The sequence below is a fragment of the Metabacillus hrfriensis genome (assembly GCF_030127205.1).
GTDB classification, from domain to species: domain Bacteria; phylum Bacillota; class Bacilli; order Bacillales; family Bacillaceae; genus Bacillus_P; species Bacillus_P dongyingensis.
This window is the reverse complement of sequence record NZ_CP126116.1, coordinates 3,183,768-3,205,132: the sequence shown is the minus strand read 5'-3', so window position 1 is coordinate 3,205,132 and position 21,365 is coordinate 3,183,768. Positions and strand designations below refer to the sequence as shown.

Here is a 21,365-nt window from a genome sequence, read left to right as displayed (position 1 = left end):
GGAAAAATACTATAAATAAAGTTATACGAGGAGTCGATTCACATCAAAAGAATTTTAGCGATAAGTGATATACACGGATGTTACGATGAATTCCTTAAATTACTGGAATTGATAAAATACAATCCTGCAAACGACCAATTAATTTTGCTGGGTGATTACTTAGATAGGGGACCAAGGAGCAAGGAAACCCTATCCGAGGTCATGAGCCTGGTTGACGAAGGAGCAATTGCTCTCAGGGGAAATCACGATCAAATGTTTTATGATTGGATTCAAATAGATAATGAACGAAATGATCTTCATTTTTTTAGAAACGGCGGTTATGCAACAATTACAAGTTATGTTGGCAACGGGTGGTTTAAAGAAATTGGCTATGATAATGATTTAGTAAAAAAAGCAAAGCGGCTCATTCAAGATCACGATCAAGCTCATTTGGAATTTATCGAAAAACTTCCTTATTTTTATGAAAACGAAGATTATATCTTTGTCCATGCTGGAATTAATCCTAAGCTGAAAAATTGGAAACTGACAGATGAACAAGATTTTATGTGGATAAGAGATCAATTTTTATTTAATGATCATACCCATAATCATACAATTGTACATGGACATACACCAAATACCCTCATACATAAAAGCAATGATATTTATATTGGCAATAATAAAATAGGGATTGATGGCTCATGTGCATATGGAGGCCAGCTTAATTGTCTGGAAATAACAATGGACTCCATAAAAATGCATCATGTTATGAGCAAGAATAAGCTGTAGTTTTCTATTAAAGCAGTTTTATTGAGCAGAAAATATCTTCCTGACAGCGGGAACGGGAACTCAGAAAAAAAGGAACGTTCACGTTCCTTTTTTTCTGAGTATTTTTGTCCGGACTGCATTTATTACTAATAAGAGTATTGGAAGAACAAGTCCGAAAGTTGAAGCAAAAAATGGCCAAATTTCTTTATCAAATGTGGATGAGTGGATCACATTGGGATGAATGATTAAAGAAAGGGAAACGGCAATCATTCCAAATGGGAGCGTAAGGGGTCTGTAATCTTTCATATTCAATGTTTTTGCAAGTCCTACCACAGATGCGTAAAAATAAAGCGAAACCTTAAAATAGATCGTTATCATCCACATAATCGCCAAAATGGCTTCTATCCGCTGCAGAAAATTCCCTACGTTTATTTTTCTGGCTAATTCATAACTTGAGTACATATGTCTTGTGCTATTTTCAGCGCCTAAAACTAAAATAGTTAAAAGGATAATAATGATTAAAAAGAGTCCTCCTAAGAGAATGCCCTTTAATAGAGGTTTTTCAGCTTCTTTTGGCCGATTCACTGAAACAGGGAAAATCATTAATACGACAACCAAAGGTAATGAAAAAAAACTTAGAAATAGAAAAACAGCTCTGATCATCGGTTTAATCCCTGTTTCAAGTACGGGCTGCATGTTCTGAAAATCAATCTGGGGAGAAATCGAAGCTGCTAAAATAATGAAAAGAAAAATGAAAAATGGAAATAATATTTCTGCAGCACGGGCTAATGTTTCAAGACCGAGGCGGATTCCCATAAATAAGATGCATGCGAAAAGAATATGTATTGCTTCAATTGGTGTATCAGGCATGATATGTGTTGTTAAGAAAGTGCCTACTATTTGAAATAATGAAGTAGTGCAATAAAGTGAAAAAAAAACAAATGAAAGAGAGACTGCCTTTCCTAACCATTTACCAAGAAGCTTTTCATTGATTTCAACAATTGTCATATTGGGGAACATCCTGCCAACTGCTATGAATAATACCGTAAGGATTAAACTTAAACCTGTACCGATTATAGCTGCAAGCCATGCATCTTGTTCCACCTCTTGAGCAAGGTCGCCAGGAATCACCAAGATGGTAGTGCCAATAGTAAATAAAATAACTAGTATTGCAAATTGCCGCGCACTAATTTTATGATTTTTCTCCATAGTCCAACTTCCTATCGATGGTTATAATCTCTATTCTTGACCTTGTTTTGTTAGATTAAACTCCCCGCAGTATTTAAAGCGTTGAGTATATCAGATGCTTATTATCCAATCATTCTATTTTCTTTACATAAAATTCCCGTTTCTCAAGAACCTATTTATGTTTAAATCATGGTAAATTGGTAAAAAATGATCATTAAATAGAGCAGAGCTATATCGAAGAGTAAGATCCTGTTATTATTTCAAATGAATGATGTATAAGGACCGATTCATTTCCCCAAAAATCAGGCAAACCACTTTAAACATAATGAGAGGGGATTATATGTGTGAGTTTTTTTAAGAAAAAAACAAAAAAAAGAATAAACCAATCTTCATTAGATCATAAAGACGAACGTAATGAGATAAACGAAGATATGTTAAGAACAAACCTGAATGAAAACATTCAGCATGTTAAGCAACTGCTTGGGAACAGCAGCGACCTCGTGATTCGTGAAATTCAGATTGGCAAAGGGAGACTTATTAAAGCTTGTCTTTTCTATACAGATGGATTGGTGGATACCAATTCCATTCAGAACTATATCATGAAATCGCTCATGTTAGACGATCAAGATCTATTGCTATCATCAGAACAGAATATAGTACAAGTATTGAAAGATAGAATCCTGGCCGTTGGAGATATACAAGATGTAACTGAATTCAGCTCTTTAATGAATTCTCTTTTATCAGGGGATGTTATCCTCTTAGTGGATGGGTATTCACAAGGTTTCGAAATCTGTATGCGGGGCGGGAAGGACCGTGGTGTAATGGAATCCACTACGGAAACCGTTGTTCGCGGACCGAAGGAGGGGTTTACGGAGAATTTGCGCACGAATACGGCTTTAATACGCCGGAAAATAAAAACCCCTCATCTTTGGCTGGAATCAAAAAAAATCGGCAGAGAGACAGTCACAGATGTAGCGATCATGTATATCGATGGAATTGCGAATGATAAGGTTATTAAAGAAGTGCATAGGCGTTTGGATCGAATCGAAATCGATGGAATTCTGGAAAGCGGCTATATTGAGGAATTGATTCAGGATGAAGCTTTAAGTCCTTTTCCGACTGTCTATTATTCGGAACGGCCTGATAAGATTGCTGCCGAGCTTTTGGAAGGAAAAATTGCTATTTTAGTGGATGGCACGCCAATTGTTCTGGTAGTTCCTGCTCTTTTCGTATCCTTTATACAGGCCGCCGAAGATTATTATCAGCGTGCAGATATCAGCACCCTGATACGTTTGCTTCGTTTTTTTAGTCTTTTTATTGCTTTACTGGGCCCCTCTCTATATATCGCCATCACCACCTTTCATCAGGAAATGCTGCCAACGGGTCTTCTAATAAATTTAGCTGCCCAACGTGAAGGGGTTCCTTTTCCGGCATTTATAGAAGCACTTATGATGGAGACCGCATTTGAAATTTTGCGTGAGGCAAGTTTACGGATGCCTAAGGCTATAGCACAAGCTATTTCTATTGTAGGAACACTTGTGATTGGTACAGCTGCAGTAGAGGCTGGAATCGTTTCGGCTGCTATGGTAATCGTAGTCGCGATCACGGCAATTTCAAGCTTTGTGCTTCCTTCATTTGCCATGTCCATGTCAATTAGAATGCTCAGGTTCCCGATGATGGCTCTTGCCGCTTCGTTTGGCTTGTTCGGGATACTTATCGGGTTTATTGCCCTAATTCTTCATTTGTGCAGTTTGCGTTCCTTCGGGGTTCCTTATATGAGTCCATTTGGTCCATTTATTAAGGAAGACATTCACGATACAATTATTCGCGTTCCCAGAGGACGGATGTTTTTTCGTCCCCGTTTAATCAGTCAGAAAAACATTAGACGTGAACAAACTTTGAAACAGGACCGGCAGAAGAACGTTGATTAATTGTTAAGTTTTTAAAGTGGCATATTAAAATACTCTATCGACCTTAAATATAGCAAATGAAGAAAGGAGCAACGAAAGTGGTGGCTGTTGCAGGAATCCTTGTCATTGCCGGGGTGATCATCGCGATCGATGTTCCTTCTCTATTAAGAAAAAAAGAAAAGAAGGAGCTATGGGTATTTTTCATCCTTCTGCTAATCGGCATATCATTAAGCATAGCTCAAGCTTTACATATCGAGATACCCAATCCAGTAGATTGGATTACAGTTATTTATCAGCCTCTTTCCGATTTGATTGAAACTTTATTAAAGTGATGAGAGTATGCAAAAGAGATTTAAAGGCATTGAAGGGGAGATAAGAAAAAATGCAAAGGTTTAAACTTTAAGTAAGAATAAATGGCGGTTATCCTTTTGGCAAACTTATGATAAAGAAGTTCGATAGGAGATTAATCTATGAAATGGAGTTTTAAAATACTAATCATACTGATAATCGTTCTTTTATTCACAACTGGCTGCTGGAACCGCCGTGAGATAAACGAACTTGCCATTACTCTGGCCATTGGATTAGATACGACTATGGATGGTCAATATCTTGTAACTGCTCAAGTAGTCAACCCGGGAGAAGTAGCCTCAGAAGGAGGCAGCGGAAGTTCATCAGTAGTCATCTATCAGGCGACAGGTGAAACCGTATTTGAGGCTTTCCGAAAAATGACAAGGGAAGCACCAAGAAAAATATATCCTTCACACCTTCGAATTCTAGTGATTGGAGAGTCATTGGCAAAAGAAGGAATTGGTAAGCCGTTAGATCTGCTTTTCAGGGACTGGGAACTTCGTTCTGATTTTTATATTTCCATAGCAAAGGGAATGAATGCAGAAGATATCTTAAAGGTGCCAACAACTTTAGAAAAGATACCTGCTAATCATTTGTTTGATACTCTTAAAGTATCAGAAAAGGCATGGTCAGCGACAAGTTCTGTTACATTAGACGACCTGATTGCGGATTTGGTAAGCGACGGGAAACAACCTGTGTTAACTGGAATAGAGGCATTTATAAAAGGTAATGAAGAGGCCGCTTTAAGCAAAAGGAATGAAGAGATGATCGATTCCCCGGCACGATTGCTATTTGACGGTTTAGCGGTATTTGATAAGGATAAATTAATAGGCTGGCTTAATGAGAAACAGGGCAGAACTTATAATGCCGTTACAAATAAAGTCAAAAGTACAGTTGTGAATATATCATGTCCTAAAGAGGGGAAAGCCGTTTTACAGCTCCTTAAGTCAAAAGCGAAAGTAAAAGGCAAAGTAAAGAATGGCAAACCTGAAATAGATATTGAATTTCACAGAGAATATAACGTCGGGGAAATAGAGTGTAATATTGATCTAACGAAACCGGAAACTATTGACAAATTAGAGAAGATAGAGGAACAAAGAGCCACAAAAATGTTCGAACAGTCCATCAAACAAGTTCAGGAAGAGTTTGAAGTAGATATTTTTGGTTTTGGTGAAGCCGTTCATCGAGCAGATCCGAAAGCTTGGAAAAAACTAAGTAAAAATTGGGATAAGGAATTTGAAGAATTACCTGTGAATATCAAGGTTGAAGCGAAAATACGGCGTATAGGCACGGTTGGTAATTCATTTCTGAAAGAATTAAAATAATAGCTCGGTTTATAAAAGGAATGAGGAGATGCGTTCATTCTAAGAATGAAAACCAATGAACAAAGGGATGGTCCTTCTAATGGAGAAAGTAAAAATAAGTCCTTTTCAAATGTTTTCCCTCATCATTTTATTTGAACTTGGCAGTGCTGTTGTAGTAGCGGTGGGGGTAAACGCAAAACAAGATGCATGGATTTCCATCCTAATTGGGATGCTTGGCGGCATGGTTCTTTTTTGTATCTACCACTACCTCTTTCGTCAATATCCTGATCTTCCTTTGACTGGTTATATCCCTAAGGTTTTCGGAAAAATAATTGGATATCCAGTGGCCGTCTTATACATTCTTTATTTTATTTATATCGCTTCAAGAGTATTGCGGGATTTAGGCAGCCTTTTAGTCATTTCTACATTGACCCAAACACCTTTATTGGTGATAAATTTATTGGTAATATTAATTATCGCATATGCAAATTATCTGGGGATAGAGCCATTAGCTAGAGCAGGAGAGATTTTCTTTTTCTTTTTTATTTTCTTTCTAATATCGAGTAATTTTTTCATTTTCGCATCAGGTTTGGTAAAGCCAGAAAATTTATTGCCTATACTGGAAGGTGGATGGAAGCCTGTTTTGAAAACGGCTTTTCCGTTGACGTTTACTTTCCCGTTCGGAGAGGTGATCGTGTTTACCATGTTGATGCCATATTTAAATCGGCCAGATTCAAATTTAAAGACCGGCCTGTTTTCAATACTGGTATGCGGATTCATTCTAAGTTATATATCTGCTATTGATATTGCGGTTCTTGGACCGCAAATGGTACAAACATCCATTTTTCCTCTGCTTGAAACTGTCAGCAAGGTAACCATTGGTGATTTTCTTCAGCGATTAGATGCACTCGTCATTTCGATATTAGTTATTGGCTGTTTCGTTAAAATCTCCATTTTTACATATGCAGCGGTTATTGGAACAGCAAATTTGTTCAAAAAACGAAAGCACCCCGCTCTTGTTTCTGTTATATGTCTATTAACTCTGGCTGCCTCTCATTTTAACGCTGAAAACATCCAGGAACACATGTATATCGGACTGAAAATCGTTCCTGTTTATCTGCATCTTCCATTACAAACAGGACTGCCATTGCTGTTGTTCATTGTTGTTTTGTTTAGGAAAAAGCGTAAAACTTAATACTCAACTAATTTTTTATATCCCTTCATTTGTTCCAATGGATGAGAGAAAATAAAGGTATTAGTACAGGTTTTGATGGAAAAGCGGGCTTTGAAACAGCAAAAAAATTACGGGAAAAAGTGCTATCTGTCCGATGTGCAGTAAGGAAACCTGATAAGTTGAAGGTTTGCTTCAAGCAGCAAAATCAAAAAATGAAGAAAATTGGCTTTAACTTGCTGCTTTAATTTGCTTTTTACTTTTAATATGCAAGTTCTAATCATTTATTTGACTTTAATAAGAAACTCTATTATATTAGTTGATAGGTCAATGATTGACCCGTCAACTAATTAATTAAAGGAGGAGGATGCTTTTGTCCAATTCGTGCAATCTGGATGAAAAAATAGTCTATCGATTATATGAGATAAATAAACTTACAATGCCTAAATTTGAGCGGTGCACAGGAATCAGCCAGTCAAGGCTGGAGCTCTTGCATGAGCTTTATGAAGCAGATGAAATCAGCCAGACTGCCCTGCAAAAGAAAGTGAACATTGATAATGCGGCAGTTACAAGACATTTAAAACAGCTCGAGGAAAAAGGAATGGTAACGCGGCGGAAAAATCCTGCTGATAACCGGGTCACTTTTGTGAAGCTGACAGAAGAAGGCAGGATGAAAATTGTTGCTTATAAAGAAGAAAAGCAGCGATTCATTTCAAATGTTTTAAAGGACTTTTCAGAAGAGGAACGTTCTTCTTTGTTAAATATGCTTAGCCGTATTCAAGGAAATGTTGAGAAGATCCAGTAGCAGAAAACGAACACAGCATGACAAGACATAAAAGGAGAATGAACTATGAATAAAACATTAGTAAACGATTTTAAGGAAATTGTAACTGGACGCCGTTCCATTCGCAACTATGATCCAAGTGTAAAAATCAGCAAAGAGGAAATGACTGAAATTTTAACTGAAGCTGCACTTGCTCCATCATCTGTTAACTTGCAGCCATGGCGTTTTGTTGTGATTGACTCGAAAGAAGGAAAAGAAACTCTTGCTCCTCTTGCCAGATTCAATCAAAGACAAGTAGAGACTTCTTCAGCTGTAATCGCCGTGTTTGCAGATATGCAAAGTGATTTATACCTTGATGAAATTTATAATAAAGCAGTGGAAGAAGGGCACATGCCTGCTGAAGTAAGAGATCAGCAAGTGCCTGCGATAAAAGGGTTCTTTGAAGCGATGACATTTGAACAAACGAAAGAAATGAATCTGATTGATGCAGGTCTAGTATCAATGCAGCTCATGCTGGTCGCGCGTGCACACGGCTATGACACGAACCCGATCGGCGGTTTTGAAAAAGATCAAATTGCGGAAGCCTTTGACTTGGACAAGAACCGTTATTATCCTGTTATGCTGCTGTCAATCGGGAAAGCTGCTGATGAAGGGTACAAATCTGTGCGTCTGCCGATTGGTGCTATTGCAGAGTGGAAGTAAGTTCAAAAATTATTTATTGAAATGGGGAAATAGAATGATTATTATTCATGCTGGATTTAAGGTAAATGCCGAAAAGGAAAATGATTTTTTAAACGAAATTCGCTCTTTAGTTGCAGCTTCAAGAGCTGAAAGCGGCAATATCTCATATGATTTAATGAAAGATACAGAACAGGATGGCGCTTATACAATGGTGGAGGTTTGGGAAAGTGATGAAGCAGTTGCAGCACACAACTCAAGTGAACACTTCACTTCTTTTGTTGGCAAAGCTCCGCAATTTATGGCAGCTCCGCTTCAAGTGAAAATGTTTAATGGTAAACCGCTTGAAAAATAAAAAACAGTCGGAAAACTAAACGAAAAGGAAACCATTTTGGAAATTCACTCCAAAATGGTTTTTTTGTTTCATCATTATGATTCAAGGTGCAATAAGTGAATATATGCTGACGTCCCCAGTAGCAAAAAAGTCGATTTGGAAACGTACACGAATGAATTAATCGGAATGATTTTACAAGTTGTAAGAAAGTAATGCATCTTTTCCAATGATACTGGAATGAACTGCTCCGGCTGTTCATTCTTTTTTTTTGAAAAGGGTTGTAAAACGCTTTCATACAGATTATAATTCAAATAAACCGATTTACTAAACCGATTTATTAAAAAGAAAGGAGCATTTCTTTGAATCATGTAATCATTCCGCTTAATGCATTTGATAGAAAAGAAGTTTTAGAGAATGGGCAGCTTTCATTTATTAGCATCATTCAAGCATCAGGAGCTTACGGCGTTGAGATCAGAAGGGAATTATTTTCTGAGCAAGATTTACCTTTAAAGCAGCTGAGGGAAAAGATTGCAGGTTCATTGTTTACCGTCTATTCCGCCCCTGTTGAACTATGGAAAATGGATGGATCTCTTAATGATGAGAAGATTCAGGTAATCAAAGAGGAGGCCCTATTGCTTGGTGCGAGATGGGTAAAAGTATCGCTCGGCCACTACATAAAAGGCGTATCTGACTTAGAAAAGCTGAATCAATTATTAGATCATTTTGATTCGCTGGAACTGCTGATTGAAAATGATCAGACACTGCATGGGGGGAATGTGGAAACCTTGAGATCTTTTTTTGAAAGCGCTTCTATTGCAGGCGTTCCAGTTAAGATGACATTCGATACAGGAAACTGGCTTTTTACGAATGAACACCAAATTAAAGCATTCGAAATGCTGAAAGATTATATATCCTATTTGCATTTAAAGGAAGTGGTTCAAACCGGCAGGGGATTAGTTACGACTGAACTATCAAAGAGTGAAACTGCTGATTGGCGCAAGGTGGCAGAACAGCTGCCGGGAGGTCTTCCTAGAGCACTGGAATTTCCGATTCATCCTGTCGGCCGTCTGAAAGTGTTTATAGAAATGGTCAATACCAATATATCAAAAAGAAAAGGTGAGGCTGTATGCAAAAGTTAGATGTAGTCACGTTCGGTGAAGCGATGGCACTGTTTATGGCAGAAAATCCAGGACCGTTAGATGAGGTCCGGCACTTTACAAGGGAGCTCGCTGGCGCTGAAACCAATGTTGCGATTGGGCTCGCAAGACTCGGTCTGAAATCAGGATGGGCAAGCAAGGTTGGAGCTGATGCCTTTGGAACTTTTATTATGAAAAGGCTTGCAGAAGAGAATGTGAATGTTGATCATGTTTTCAAAGATGACCGCTATCCAACGGGATTTCAGCTCAAAGAAAAAGCATTGAAGGGAGATCCTGCGGTTCAGTATTTCCGCAAAGGCTCAGCTGCAAGCTTTATGAGTGCTGATGATTTTCAGAAGGACTATTTTAGCAGCGCCAGGCATCTTCATATGACTGGAATTCCTCTCGCTATTTCAAAACATACTCGCTCGTTTGCCCAAAAAGCTTTAACTCATATGAAAGAAGCGGGGCGCACTGTCAGTTTTGATCCTAACCTGAGACCGACACTATGGGCCTCGCAGCAGGAAATGATTGAAGTAGTGAACGAGTTTGCTTTTAAAGCTGACTATGTTCTTCCAGGCATTTCAGAAGGTGAACTGCTTACAGGATACAGCAGCCCCCGTGACATAGCGTCCTTTTATTTAGAAAAAGGAGTCAGTCTTGTTGTGATCAAGCTTGGTGAACAAGGTGCATTTTATAAAAATCATTCAGAAGAAGCCGAAGTGAAGCCATTTGAAGTTGAAAAAGTGGTTGATACAGTAGGAGCGGGAGATGGATTTGCGGTCGGCCTGATAAGCGGTCTGATTGAGAAGCTGACGCTCAAGGAAGCTGTGCTCAGGGGTAATGCCATTGGTTCTTTGGCTGTTCAATCCCCAGGAGACAATGACGGATACCCTGATCGTCAGACATTAATCGATTATATGAATTTACCTATTTAAGGAGGGCTTACGATGAAGCAAACATTGGCAAAACAAAGATGGATCCGGTTAATACCAGTTGTTTTTATCACATACAGCCTTGCCTACTTAGACCGCGCGAACTATGCGTTCGGCGCAGCAGGCGGAATGGCGCAGGATCTCCAGATTACTCCTGCCATCTCTTCATTACTTGGCTCTCTTTTCTTTTTAGGCTATTTCTTTTTCCAAGTTCCCGGTGCTCATTATGCCGAAAAGAAAAGTGCCAAAGTCCTGATTTTCTGGTCGTTAATTGCTTGGGGTGCACTTGCAACCTTAACAGGAATGGTTTCAAATGTTAATTTCTTATTTATCATCAGATTTATGCTTGGCGTTGTAGAAAGTGCTGTAATGCCGGCTATGCTTGTCTTTTTAAGTCACTGGTTCACTAAAGCAGAGCGTTCACGAGCCAATACATTCCTTATCCTTGGAAATCCGGTAACTGTTTTATGGATGTCGATCGTTTCAGGTTATTTATTGGAAGCATATGGCTGGAGATGGATGTTTATTATTGAGGGACTTCCAGCGGTTATTTGGGCCTTTTTATGGTGGAAGCTTGTGTTTGATCATCCTAAAGATGCAAAATGGCTGAGCGCTAAAGAAAAAGCCGACCTTCAGGCTGCCCTAGAAAAAGAACAGGAAGGAATCAAACCCGTTAAAAACTACCGGGAAGCGTTCAAATCGAAAGTTGTTATTTTACTTGCTGCTCAATACGCTCTATGGAGTGTTGGACTTTACGGATTCGTCATGTGGCTTCCTTCTATTATTAAAGCAGCCCCGAATATGAGCATTGTTCAAACGGGCTGGTTATCAGCAGTTCCTTATGTACTGGCCGTCATCCTTATGCTTACAGCTTCGCATTTTTCAGATAAGCTGCAAAAGCGGAAAGAATTTGTCTGGCCGTTCCTGTTTATCGGTGCAATTGCTTTTTATGCATCATACTTGATTGGACCGGATCACTTCTGGATCAGCTTCGTCTTGCTAATTATAGCTGGAGGCGCAATGTACGCTCCATATGGACCGTTTTTCGCGATTATTCCAGAGATTCTTCCTCGAAATGTGGCTGGCGGTGCAATGGCCTTAATCAATTCAATGGGTGCTCTCGGATCATTTGTCGGATCTTATGTCGTTGGGTATTTGAACGGTTCTACCGGCGGTTTCGCGGCTTCATACATCTTTATGGCCGGGTCCTTGCTGCTGTCCGCCATTTTAACCATTGTTGCGACGAAACAGGCTAAGGAAAAGCATTTAAAACAGCCGAACCTTAATACCAACATTTCATAATAGAATGAGGAGTGGAGAAAATGGGAGTAACTGAAATTAGAAACCGCGGGGTTGTAGCAGTCATAAGAGGAGCAACACCTGAATCCATTATTTCGATTGGCAATGCTTTAAAAGACGGCGGTGTCACTGCCCTTGAAATTACAATGGAAACGCCAAGAGCAGCGTCTGTTATTGAGGCTGCAGCGGCATATTTTGGAGACGAAGTGCTTGTTGGAGCTGGGACCGTCCTTGATCCGGAAACTGCACGGGTGGCCATCCTGTCAGGGGCAAAATTCATTTTTTCACCAACTGTGCGAAAAGAAACAATTACTATGGCTAAACGCTATGGCGTCATTAGTGTACCTGGTGCTTTTACACCGACGGAAATTCTTACTGCCTATGAATATGGTGCAGATTTGATTAAAGTTTTCCCTGCTGATGCTTTTGGACCTTCCTATTTAAAAAACCTTGCCGGCCCGCTGCCGCATATCCCGCTGATGCCGACAGGCGGAGTTGATCTTCATAACACAGCTGATTATATGAAAGCAGGGGCTGTTGCGGTTGGGGTAGGGAGCACCCTTGTGAATACGAAAAAACCATTAACGGAAGAAGCCCTTTTTAATATGAAAGAAAAAGCAGCTGATTTTATCAATGAAGTAAAGAAGGCAAGAGAAGAAATCCAAATGACTGCCCGATTTTGAGCGGCTGCGTTTTTAGTAAATGTAGAGGAGAGTGGATTAATGTCTGGTTATCCGATAAAATGATTGGTACGAACAGATTGGAAAGAGTTGATAAGATGGCAAGAGTGACGATGGCTGATGTAGCCAAAGAAGCAGGAGTTTCTAAAAGCACGGTCTCTCAATTTATAAATAAACGCTATGAATATATGGGTGAAGAAACCAAGAAAAAAATTGATGAAGCGATTAAATTCCTTGGTTATCAGCCCAACTACCTGGCAAGAAGCTTAAAGCAGAAACGAACATCAATGATCGGCATTATCGTCGGAAACATCATGCACAGGCTCTCAACAGAGGTCAGCCGTTCGATTGAGGACTATTGTCATAAGCATGATATTCACGCCATCCTATGCAATGCCGATGACAACCCTGAAAAAGAGCGCAAATATATTGAAGTTCTTCATGCGAAGCAAGTAGATGGACTGATTATTTTTCCGACAGGACAAAACATGGACCTGTATCAGAAGCTGATAGATGAAGACTATCCGGTTGTTTTTATGGACCGTAAAGTTGAAGGGTTAAAAGCCAATTATGTCGTGGCAGCAAACCGTGATGCAACGGAAAAATCCATTAGACATTTCCTTTCCCGCGGCCATACTAAAATAGCAATCGCTACGCAGCCGCTGATAATCAGTCCAAGGATTGACAGGCTTAAGGGTTACAAGCAGGCGCTGAGTGAAGAAGGTATTCCGCTCATCAATGAGTATATGATACATGCTGATCGGGAGCAGATGAAACATGAATTGGAAAAGCTCTTTGCATTAAAAGATCCGCCAACCGCCCTTTTTGCCGGAAACGATTTAGTTTTTATTGAGATTCTGGAATTTTTTAAAGATAAACAGATGAAAATCGGGAAAGATGCAGCGTTAATAGTGTTTGACAATATCCCGCTTGCTCATTTAGCTGAAACACAAGTCACAACAATTGCCCAGCCAGGCTATGAAATGGGACAAAAAGCAGCTGAAATCCTGCTGAAGCAAATTAACAAAGAATGGAACGGGCTTCACGAGCATGTTTTCCCTTGTGAACTCATAATTAGAGAATCTTCGTAAGCGATTCTCTTTTTTTAAACCATTACTAAACCGGTTTAGGAGGAGATGGAATGAAAATTCAACTGGCATTGGACCGTTTATCGATTGAAGAAGCCATTAAGATAGCCGGACAGGCTGAAAAATTTATAGACATCTTTGAAGTAGGAACTTCACTAATTAAGGAATACGGAATAGTCAGTATCTCCAGATTGAAAGAAGCCTTTCCGGATAAACTTATATTGGCAGATATGAAAACCATGGATAATGCTATATATGAATTCCAGTTATGCTTTGAAGCTGGTGCTGACATGGCGACTGTCATGGGAGTAAGCCCACTTCAGACAATTGAAACATGCCTCGAAGCAGCTGCAGAGCATCAGAAAAAAACAATGATTGATTTATTAAACACATCGGAAGAACAAAGAACAGCTCTTTTTCCTTATACAGAGGCTATTTTTTGTGATCATGTCAGTAAAGATGTACAGGAAAAGTCAGGACTTCATAACACAGCTTCAGCCACTTTTGATCCTTCTTTGCAGTGGGCAATTGCAGGAGGCATAACAGGAGAATCTATTCAAACTATGGCAGGACCGCTTCCTGATATCGTCGTTATTGGATCAGCAATCACAAAAGCCCCGCAGCCTGAAAAAGCAGCTGAAGCATTAAGTGAAATAATTGAGAGAAAGAAGGCGGAATCACATGGATCAGCTTGAAACCATTCTATCTGAAATAGAAACAGTCATAAAAAGAAGCAGCTCACAGCAAATTGAACCGATTGTCAGCGAGCTTTTAAAAGATCAGCGTATTTTCGTCATCGGTGAAGGCCGTTCAGGACTGATGGCCAAATCCTTCGCAATGCGTCTGATGCATTTGGGAGCAGAAGTCTATGTTGTAGGCGAAACAATCACACCGAGTATATCTGAGAATGATATTTTAGTAGCTGTATCAGGGTCCGGCACAACAAAAAATGTGGTCTGGACGGCGGAAAAAGCAAAATCAATCGGCTGTATGATTGTTGCTGTAACTGCTGATAAAGAAGCGCAGCTAGCAGTACTTGCCAACTATATTCTTCATGTACCGGCAGCAACAAAATATCGAAAAGAAGGCGAACAGCCGACGATTCAGCCATTAGGGTCCTTATTCGATCAATGTGTTCATATTCTTTTTGACAGCATCTGCCTGCAATATGCAGAAATGAAAAAAATCAGCAATGAACAGGCGTTTCAGAAACATAGCAATATGGAGTAGGATGCTAAAATTAAGAGCTTGGGTCCACACTGACCCAAGCTCTTTTCTTATTATAAACTAAGCATGGCACCACGCTCATCAAAGGTCGAATCAGGATTCCATTCAATCCCTTAAATTATTTTCAGGATCGCAGAAAGCTGTTCTTCCTCCCCAAAAGGCGTCGCTTGGCACTCTTGATATTTTTCCGCAGCAGCTTCTGACTTGTTCAATTGCCGTGTCAATTTGTTCCGGCTGATCAACATTGATGGCAAAGGGGTCTATGAGTATCCAAGTCTGGGATTTAGTAGAAATTTTGGGAAGCATAGGGGGTCTATGAGTATCGAAGTTTGGGGCTTAGTAGAATTTTGGGAAGCATAGAGGGTCTATGAGTATCGAAGTCAGAGGTTTAGTAGAATTTGGGGAAGCATAGGGGGTCTATGAGTATCCAAGTTTGGGATTTAGTAGAATTTTGGGAAGCATAGGGGGTCTATGAGTATCCAAGTCAGGGGCTTAGTAGAATTTGGGGAAGCATAGAGGGTCTTTGAGTATCGAAGTTTAGGGTTTAGGCTGATTTGAGGAATCAAACAGTCTAAATGAGTGCCCAAGTCTAATAATTAGCCTGTTTCTGGGTAAAGAACGCGCCAGAAACATGGAGAGAGCAACTTAAAATTGAATTTTTAAGATTTGCCGTTATTCTTAATACACTTTATCATTAAGAAAAGATGAAAGGAGAAATATTCTTTGATCATGAAACCTCGCTGTGAATCATTAGAATTAAGAATCTTGAGGTATTTAAATGCCCGCATAGATTTGCCCGCAAAGGATAAAAATCATTATGCCAATCTCAAAAAAGGATATGAAGGGGAGCAGAAGTTTGACGAATGGATGAAGGAATTTGCAGGTGAGGGATTAATTTTAAATGATTTATTATTTGAAACGCACCATTCCTTATTCCAAATAGATTCTTTATATGTTTCATCAAACATAATTTATCTTTTTGAAGTTAAAAATTATGAGGGTGATTTTTTCATCGAAGAGGATAAATGGTATTCATCATCAAAATTAGAAATTAAAAATCCCATGCATCAATTAAAAAGAAATGAATCCTTATTACGGCGATTACTCCAGGAGCTTAAATTTACATTTCAGGTTGAAGCTTATCTTATTTTTATCAACCCCGAATTTCAACTCTATCAAACACCTCTAAATCTTCCAATCATATTACCTGCACAGCTAAACCGTTTTGCTGAAAAAATAACGATAACATCGAACAAACTAAAAGGAGTTCATACAGCCTTAGGTCAGAAATTGTTATCTCTTCATCTAACTGAGTCTCCATACTCCCGCCTACCTAACTATTGCTACGATCAACTTGAAAAAGGAATTCTCTGCCCAGTGTGCTATACATTCTATAGGTCCTTAAACAAAATGGCACTAATATGCGATAGATGCAAGGGGATAGAGAGGCACCAAAGCGCTGTCTTACGGAGCGCGGAAGAATTTAGAATGCTGTTTCCAAAATCCCAAATTACTACAAACCAAATACATGATTGGTGCAGCATCATAAAAAATAAAAAATTCATTTGGAAAATTCTTTCTAAGAACTTTAAAAAAGAAGGGCATGGGAAATCTGCTAATTATATAGATATTCTTTGAATACCTTACTTTTGGATAATCTTTTTTAAGATTCGCAGGGTTCTATGATTTTTCATTTAGAATTGAGGAAGAAAAGGGAAATCATATGTACTCAATGAGTACTTAAATTCAGAAATGAGCTTATAAAAGGGGAATCAAACGCGCTCAATGAGTACCCAAAATCCAGGAGTGAGCCAAAAAAGAGGAATCATACGCAAGCAATGAGTTTCCAAATCCAGGATTGGGCCAAAAAAGGGGAATCAAACGCAAGCAATGAGTACTCAAATCCAGGGTTGAGCCAAAAAAGAGGAATCATACGCAAGCAATGAGTACCCAAATCCAGGATTGGGCCAAAAAAGGGGAATCAAACACTCTCAATGAGTACCCAAATCCAGGGTTGAGCCAAAAAAGAGGAATCATACGCACGAAATGAGTACCTAAATCCAGAGTTGAGCCAAAAAAGAGGAATCATACGCAAGCAATGAGTACTCAAATTCGGGATTAAGCCAGAAAAGAGGAATCATACACACCCAATGAGTACCCAAATTCGGGATTGAGCCAGAAAAGAGGAATCATACACACCCAATGAGTACCCAAATCCAGTGTTGAGCTAGAAAAGAGGAATCATACGCACTCAATGAGTACCCAAATTCGGGATTAAGCCAGAAAAGAGGAATCATACACACCCAATGAGTACCCAAATTCGGGATTAAGCCAGAAAAGAGGAATCATACACACCAAATGAGTACCCAAATTCGGGATTAAGCCAGAAAAGAGGAATCATACCCACCCAATGAGTACTCAAATTCGGAATTAAGCCAGAAAAGAGGAATCATACCCACCCAATGAGTACCCAAATTCGGGGTTAAGCCAAAAAAGAGGAATCATACGCAAGCAATGAGTACCCAAATTCGGGATTAAGCCAGAAAAGAGGAATCAAACACACCCAATGAGTACCCAAATTTGGGATTAAGCCAGAAAAGAGGAATCATATACAAGCAATGAGTACCCAAATCCAGTGGAGAGCCAGAAAAGAGGAATCATACACAAGCAATGAGTACTCAAATTCAGGGTTAAGCCAGAAAAGAGGAATCATACACAAGCAATGAGTACCCAAATCCAGGGTTGAGCCAAAAAAGAGGAATCATAAGCACCATAAATTCAATCTGCTTCGCGGCTTCAAGTGCCACCCTATGTAATTAATGAACTCTACAATCATCAATAAAATGCTCTCTCTTTTAGATTAAATCCAACTTAAGGAGTTAAAAAAAACTGACTCAACCCAAGTCAGTTTTCCCTTATTTGCTGTCGTCTTTTTCATCTTCCCGGTCAAACCAAAGCAGTTCCTGATCTTCTTCGTCGCCGTTGTAGTTGATGAGAATTTCTTCTCCAGCTTTTATGTCTTTGTATGCGCTGAAGATAAATGTATGGTTTTCGAAGCTGATTTCATAAGTGGCATTTGGTGTATAGGAATGGTTGAACAGCATGCCGTAGCCTAATAGGATGGCTGTGTGGTTCTGGCCATATTCAAATGCGTAATCAGCAAGTGTTGTTTTTTCGATATGCTCATGCTCGGCGTTTGGATAAGGAATGACCGGAGCCTCGTGGATAATTTCTCCTTTTGCGATGTCGCGTGTAGCGAACACGCCTCTATTAAATTCCCCGTCGCTGAGGGAAGATGTTTTGATTTCAATCATTTCGTCACCTGTATGATCTTTCCTGTTAAGTTTTTTTACCTATCTAAGCTTGACAGTTCAGTGGGAGAAAAGCAACTGTTTTCACGGATTGTTCTCATTTTTTTGGAAATCCTTTAATTGAAAATATTTAAAGTTCAGCTGACTAGCAGATGAATGGTACATTAAATGATCTTTTCTGAAATGGCTTGACTGGCGGGCCGGATTAGTAATCAACATTATTTTCTTTATAAAAAACGCAGAAAAAAATCGGACACATAACATGTCCGATTTTTTTAGTGATCCTGCCATGAGGGAGTATCCAATCTAGTGTATTGATTTCTAGCTCCTCGGTCAGAACAAGGCTCTTGTGATTTTTCTTAAATCAGCCTGTATTCCGGAGTCCTGCAGCGATTCCGTTTATTGTCAGAAGCACTTCGCTTAACAGCTCTTCATGAGGGCGATCATCTCCTGCTTCACGCAATTTCGAAATCACTTCAACCTGGAAAAAGCTTAATGGGTCTACATAAGGATTTCGGAGTCTTACAGATTCCTGGATGTTTGGAATGTGATCCATTAACTCTGACTGCTCTGTAATCTGGAGCAGGATTTCTTTAGTTCGGTTGTATTCTGCTTTGATATCGTTAAAGATCCGTTCAGCTGCCTGCTGATTGTCGACCATGCCGAGATATTCTTTTGCTGCCATCAAATCGGCTTTTAATAAAGCCATTTGCAGATTGTCGATCGTTGAACGGAAAAACGGCCAGCTTTTGTACATTTGCTGAAGGCGGTCAAGGTTTGCTGCATCCTTTATCCCTCCATGTAATCCAGTTCCGGCTGCATACCAAGCAGGGAGGAGCTGACGGCTCTGTGTCCATGCGAACACCCACGGAATAGCACGCAAATCTTCAAACCGCTCACTTCCTTTTCGGCTCATCGGGCGGGAACCGATATTAAGCGCCCCGAGTTCAGGCAGCGGAGTCGCTTGTTTAAAATAAGTTAAGAAGTCTGGATCTTTAAATACAAGCTCCTGATATTTACTCAGAGACACAGAAGAGATTTGATCCATGGCTTCTTCCCAGTCGTTTGTGCGGATATCTGACTGTTCCGCTTCGCTTGAAACGTGTGCTGCAGCTGTAAGGAGTGTTGAAGCTGCCTGCTCAAGGCTGCGGTAAGCTATGTCATATAAACCATAGCGGGAGGAGAGAACCTCGCCCTGCTCGGTAATTTTAACTCCGTCACCAAGGGTCTCAGCCGGCTGAGAAAGAAGACTGCGGTTAAGAGGACCGCCGCCGCGTCCAAGCGAACCGCCGCGTCCATGGAAAAACTTCAGACGAATGCTGTACTGCTTTGCCATATCATGAATTTCCTGCTGAGCTTTGTAGAGCTTCCAGTTGGCTGTAAGCGTCCCGCCATCCTTACTTCCATCCGAGTAGCCGAGCATGATTTCCTGCAGGTTGTTTTGCTCCTGCAGATGCTTGCGGTAAAAATCCAATTGGAAAAGCTTCTCCATAATTTTAGGACCTGCAATCAAATCATCAATTGTCTCAAGCAGGGGAGCAACATTCAGCTTGCTTTCAATCCGTCCATCAGGGTGAAGACGATAAAGGCCTGCTTCCTTGGCAAGAACCAGCACTTCAAGCAAATCACTCGCTGATTGCGTCATGCTCACTAAGTACACTTCAATTGATCTCTCGCCAAATTCCTTGTGTGCGCTGCGGATCATTTGGAAAACTTCCAAAACATCCTGAGTTTCTTTTGAGTAATCCTCTTTAAAGGAAACAAGAGGTCTTGGATCCTGAAGAACATCTCCGAGAAGCTTCATTTTTTCTTCCTCTGACAGGCTCGAATAATCCTCAGCAAGCTTTACGGAATGGAAAATTTCTTTAATTGCAGCCTCATGCTCGCCGCTGTGATTGCGGATATCAAGGGTTGCAAGATGAAAGCCAAACAGTTCGACCTGACGGATCAGCTTCTGCAGACTTTTCAGGTCATACCCTTTAGGATGATGAAGCTTGACACTTTTCTGAATCAGCTTCAGATCATCCAAAAATTGATTAGAAGTTCTATAGCCGTAATCACTCTGCGGATCTAATTTTTTTAACATAATCGTTAATTTGCAGCGATACACTTCATGCTCAACTTGCCATCTTTCTTTTTTGCTTAACAGTGAAACTTCAGTGTGCACTGAAGTAAGCAGCTCATCACTGACAGTCACACGTTTTGTCGATTGGCTAAGTCGCTTTCTCAATTGCTTCAGCGATTCTTTGTATTTCCGGACAGCAAGGGTTCTGTGTTTATTCAGCGTTTTCCATGTGATATCCGCCGTTACATTTGGATTTCCGTCTCGGTCTCCGCCAATCCACGATCCGAAGCGGAGAAAGTTAGGTACCTGCCACTCACTATCCTGATAGTGAGTCTTCAGACAATCCTCCAATTCCTGATGAATTTGAGGCAGCACTTCAAATAATGTTTCATCAAAATAATAAAGCCCATTTGCGACTTCATCCATTACTGTAGGCTTACGGTCTCGCAGTTCATCCGTCTGCCACAAAATCACGACCTCATTAAATAGTCGATCCTCAAGCTCTGCACGTTCACGCTTTGTATGAATCGGCTGATCCAGACTATTAAGCAGCACGGCTATCCGTTTATGAATTTCTAGGACACTTCGTCTTGTCGCCTCTGTTGGATGCGCTGTGATAATCAGCTCCAGCGAAAGGGTCTTGAGCAGATTCTGAATAACGTCAGCAGCAATACCATTTTCTTTTAAAGAAGCAACGGCATTTTCCAATGAACCTGGCTGTTTCACAGACTCTTCCTGAAATTGATAATCGCGTTTTCGTCTGATTCGGTGGTTCTGTTCTGCGATATTGACTAAATGAAAGTAGACTGCAAAGGCTCTGATAACCTGCTTTCTAAGCGGAGGTTCAAGCGTTCTTATTTCCCTTTTTAAATCGGAATATATAGAATCATCCGCATGGCTGCGAAGCGATTTTGTCATCTCCCGGATTTTTTCGACCTTATCTAACAGCGGCTGTCCGCCCTGGTGAACGAGCACATCACCCAGCATGTTACCAAGGAACTTTACATCACGGCGCAGTGCCGCGTTATGATCACGATCTTGTATGATTTCTGTTTTTACCGTCATTCTATGCACCTCTTTTTACTGGAATGGATTCCATCTTTTTAACATTTGTTTTTTGAAAATTAAAATAATGATAAGTTTACCATGAATCGTATAAA

General features: G+C 40.0%; 19 protein-coding genes. 16 read left to right on the top strand and 3 right to left on the bottom strand.

What is annotated here, in order from left to right:
* The first annotated feature begins 15 nt into the window (after positions 1-15).
* Positions 16-768, top strand: a complete 753-nt coding sequence (locus tag QLQ22_RS15685; protein WP_349654983.1) for a metallophosphoesterase family protein — start codon at positions 16-18, stop codon at positions 766-768.
* Between the two features lie 78 nt (positions 769-846).
* On the opposite strand, the gene QLQ22_RS15680 is transcribed toward QLQ22_RS15685, so the two are convergent.
* Positions 847-1,956: a GerAB/ArcD/ProY family transporter gene (locus QLQ22_RS15680; RefSeq protein WP_284015166.1), complete on the bottom strand. Its 1,110-nt coding sequence runs from the start codon at positions 1,954-1,956 to the stop codon at positions 847-849.
* 323 nt (positions 1,957-2,279) lie between these two features.
* Between QLQ22_RS15680 and QLQ22_RS15675 the strand changes: the two genes are divergently transcribed.
* The 15 genes from QLQ22_RS15675 to QLQ22_RS15605 all read left to right on the top strand — a co-directional run bounded on the left by QLQ22_RS15675 (position 2,280) and on the right by QLQ22_RS15605 (position 16,467).
* Positions 2,280-3,866: a spore germination protein gene (locus tag QLQ22_RS15675; protein WP_284015165.1), complete on the top strand. Its 1,587-nt coding sequence runs from the start codon at positions 2,280-2,282 to the stop codon at positions 3,864-3,866.
* Positions 3,867-3,943: 77 nt separating this feature from the next.
* Positions 3,944-4,177, top strand: coding sequence for a hypothetical protein (locus QLQ22_RS15670; protein WP_284015164.1), 234 nt, complete (start codon positions 3,944-3,946; stop codon positions 4,175-4,177).
* Between the two features lie 138 nt (positions 4,178-4,315).
* Positions 4,316-5,518, top strand: coding sequence for a Ger(x)C family spore germination protein (locus tag QLQ22_RS15665; RefSeq protein ID WP_284015163.1), 1,203 nt, complete (start codon positions 4,316-4,318; stop codon positions 5,516-5,518).
* Between the two features lie 79 nt (positions 5,519-5,597).
* The gene (locus tag QLQ22_RS15660) at positions 5,598-6,692 is read left to right on the top strand and encodes a GerAB/ArcD/ProY family transporter (RefSeq protein WP_284015162.1); all 1,095 of its coding nucleotides are present in this window, start codon (positions 5,598-5,600) and stop codon (positions 6,690-6,692) included.
* Positions 6,693-7,035: 343 nt separating this feature from the next.
* Entirely contained in the window at positions 7,036-7,473 is a 438-nt protein-coding gene (locus QLQ22_RS15655; protein ID WP_284015161.1) for a MarR family winged helix-turn-helix transcriptional regulator, read from the top strand.
* A gap of 45 nt (positions 7,474-7,518) precedes the next feature.
* Positions 7,519-8,154 carry a nitroreductase family protein gene (locus QLQ22_RS15650; protein ID WP_223435937.1) on the top strand — a complete coding sequence of 212 codons (636 nt, stop codon included), beginning with the start codon at positions 7,519-7,521 and terminating at the stop codon, positions 8,152-8,154.
* A 34-nt stretch (positions 8,155-8,188) separates the two neighbouring features.
* A complete protein-coding gene (locus QLQ22_RS15645) occupies positions 8,189-8,485 on the top strand; it encodes a putative quinol monooxygenase (protein WP_284015160.1) in 297 nt (98 codons plus the stop codon).
* Between the two features lie 338 nt (positions 8,486-8,823).
* Positions 8,824-9,603, top strand: coding sequence for a sugar phosphate isomerase/epimerase family protein (locus QLQ22_RS15640; RefSeq protein ID WP_284015159.1), 780 nt, complete (start codon positions 8,824-8,826; stop codon positions 9,601-9,603).
* A complete protein-coding gene (locus tag QLQ22_RS15635; protein WP_252207114.1) occupies positions 9,591-10,538 on the top strand; it encodes a sugar kinase in 948 nt (315 codons plus the stop codon). Before QLQ22_RS15640 ends, QLQ22_RS15635 begins: the two co-directional genes overlap by 13 nt.
* Positions 10,539-10,550: 12 nt before the next feature.
* Complete coding sequence (locus tag QLQ22_RS15630) at positions 10,551-11,837, top strand: MFS transporter (RefSeq protein WP_284015158.1); 1,287 nt, start codon at positions 10,551-10,553, stop codon at positions 11,835-11,837.
* Between the two features lie 20 nt (positions 11,838-11,857).
* The gene (locus QLQ22_RS15625) at positions 11,858-12,517 is read left to right on the top strand and encodes a bifunctional 4-hydroxy-2-oxoglutarate aldolase/2-dehydro-3-deoxy-phosphogluconate aldolase (protein WP_284015157.1); all 660 of its coding nucleotides are present in this window, start codon (positions 11,858-11,860) and stop codon (positions 12,515-12,517) included.
* 95 nt (positions 12,518-12,612) lie between these two features.
* A complete protein-coding gene (locus QLQ22_RS15620) occupies positions 12,613-13,605 on the top strand; it encodes a LacI family DNA-binding transcriptional regulator (RefSeq protein ID WP_284015156.1) in 993 nt (330 codons plus the stop codon).
* A gap of 50 nt (positions 13,606-13,655) precedes the next feature.
* Entirely contained in the window at positions 13,656-14,297 is a 642-nt protein-coding gene (gene hxlA / locus QLQ22_RS15615) for a 3-hexulose-6-phosphate synthase (protein ID WP_284015155.1), read from the top strand.
* Entirely contained in the window at positions 14,284-14,832 is a 549-nt protein-coding gene (gene hxlB, locus QLQ22_RS15610; RefSeq protein ID WP_223435921.1) for a 6-phospho-3-hexuloisomerase, read from the top strand. Before hxlA ends, hxlB begins: the two co-directional genes overlap by 14 nt.
* 726 nt (positions 14,833-15,558) lie before the next feature.
* Positions 15,559-16,467: a nuclease-related domain-containing protein gene (locus QLQ22_RS15605; protein ID WP_284016858.1), complete on the top strand. Its 909-nt coding sequence runs from the start codon at positions 15,559-15,561 to the stop codon at positions 16,465-16,467.
* A 1,277-nt stretch (positions 16,468-17,744) separates the two neighbouring features.
* On the opposite strand, the gene QLQ22_RS15600 is transcribed toward QLQ22_RS15605, so the two are convergent.
* Together QLQ22_RS15600 and ppc are read right to left on the bottom strand one after the other, a co-directional pair.
* Positions 17,745-18,143 carry an SET domain-containing protein gene (locus QLQ22_RS15600; RefSeq protein ID WP_223435917.1) on the bottom strand — a complete coding sequence of 133 codons (399 nt, stop codon included), beginning with the start codon at positions 18,141-18,143 and terminating at the stop codon, positions 17,745-17,747.
* A 361-nt stretch (positions 18,144-18,504) separates the two neighbouring features.
* Positions 18,505-21,270, bottom strand: a complete 2,766-nt coding sequence (ppc, locus tag QLQ22_RS15595) for a phosphoenolpyruvate carboxylase (RefSeq protein ID WP_284015154.1) — start codon at positions 21,268-21,270, stop codon at positions 18,505-18,507.
* Positions 21,271-21,365 lie beyond the last annotated feature (95 nt).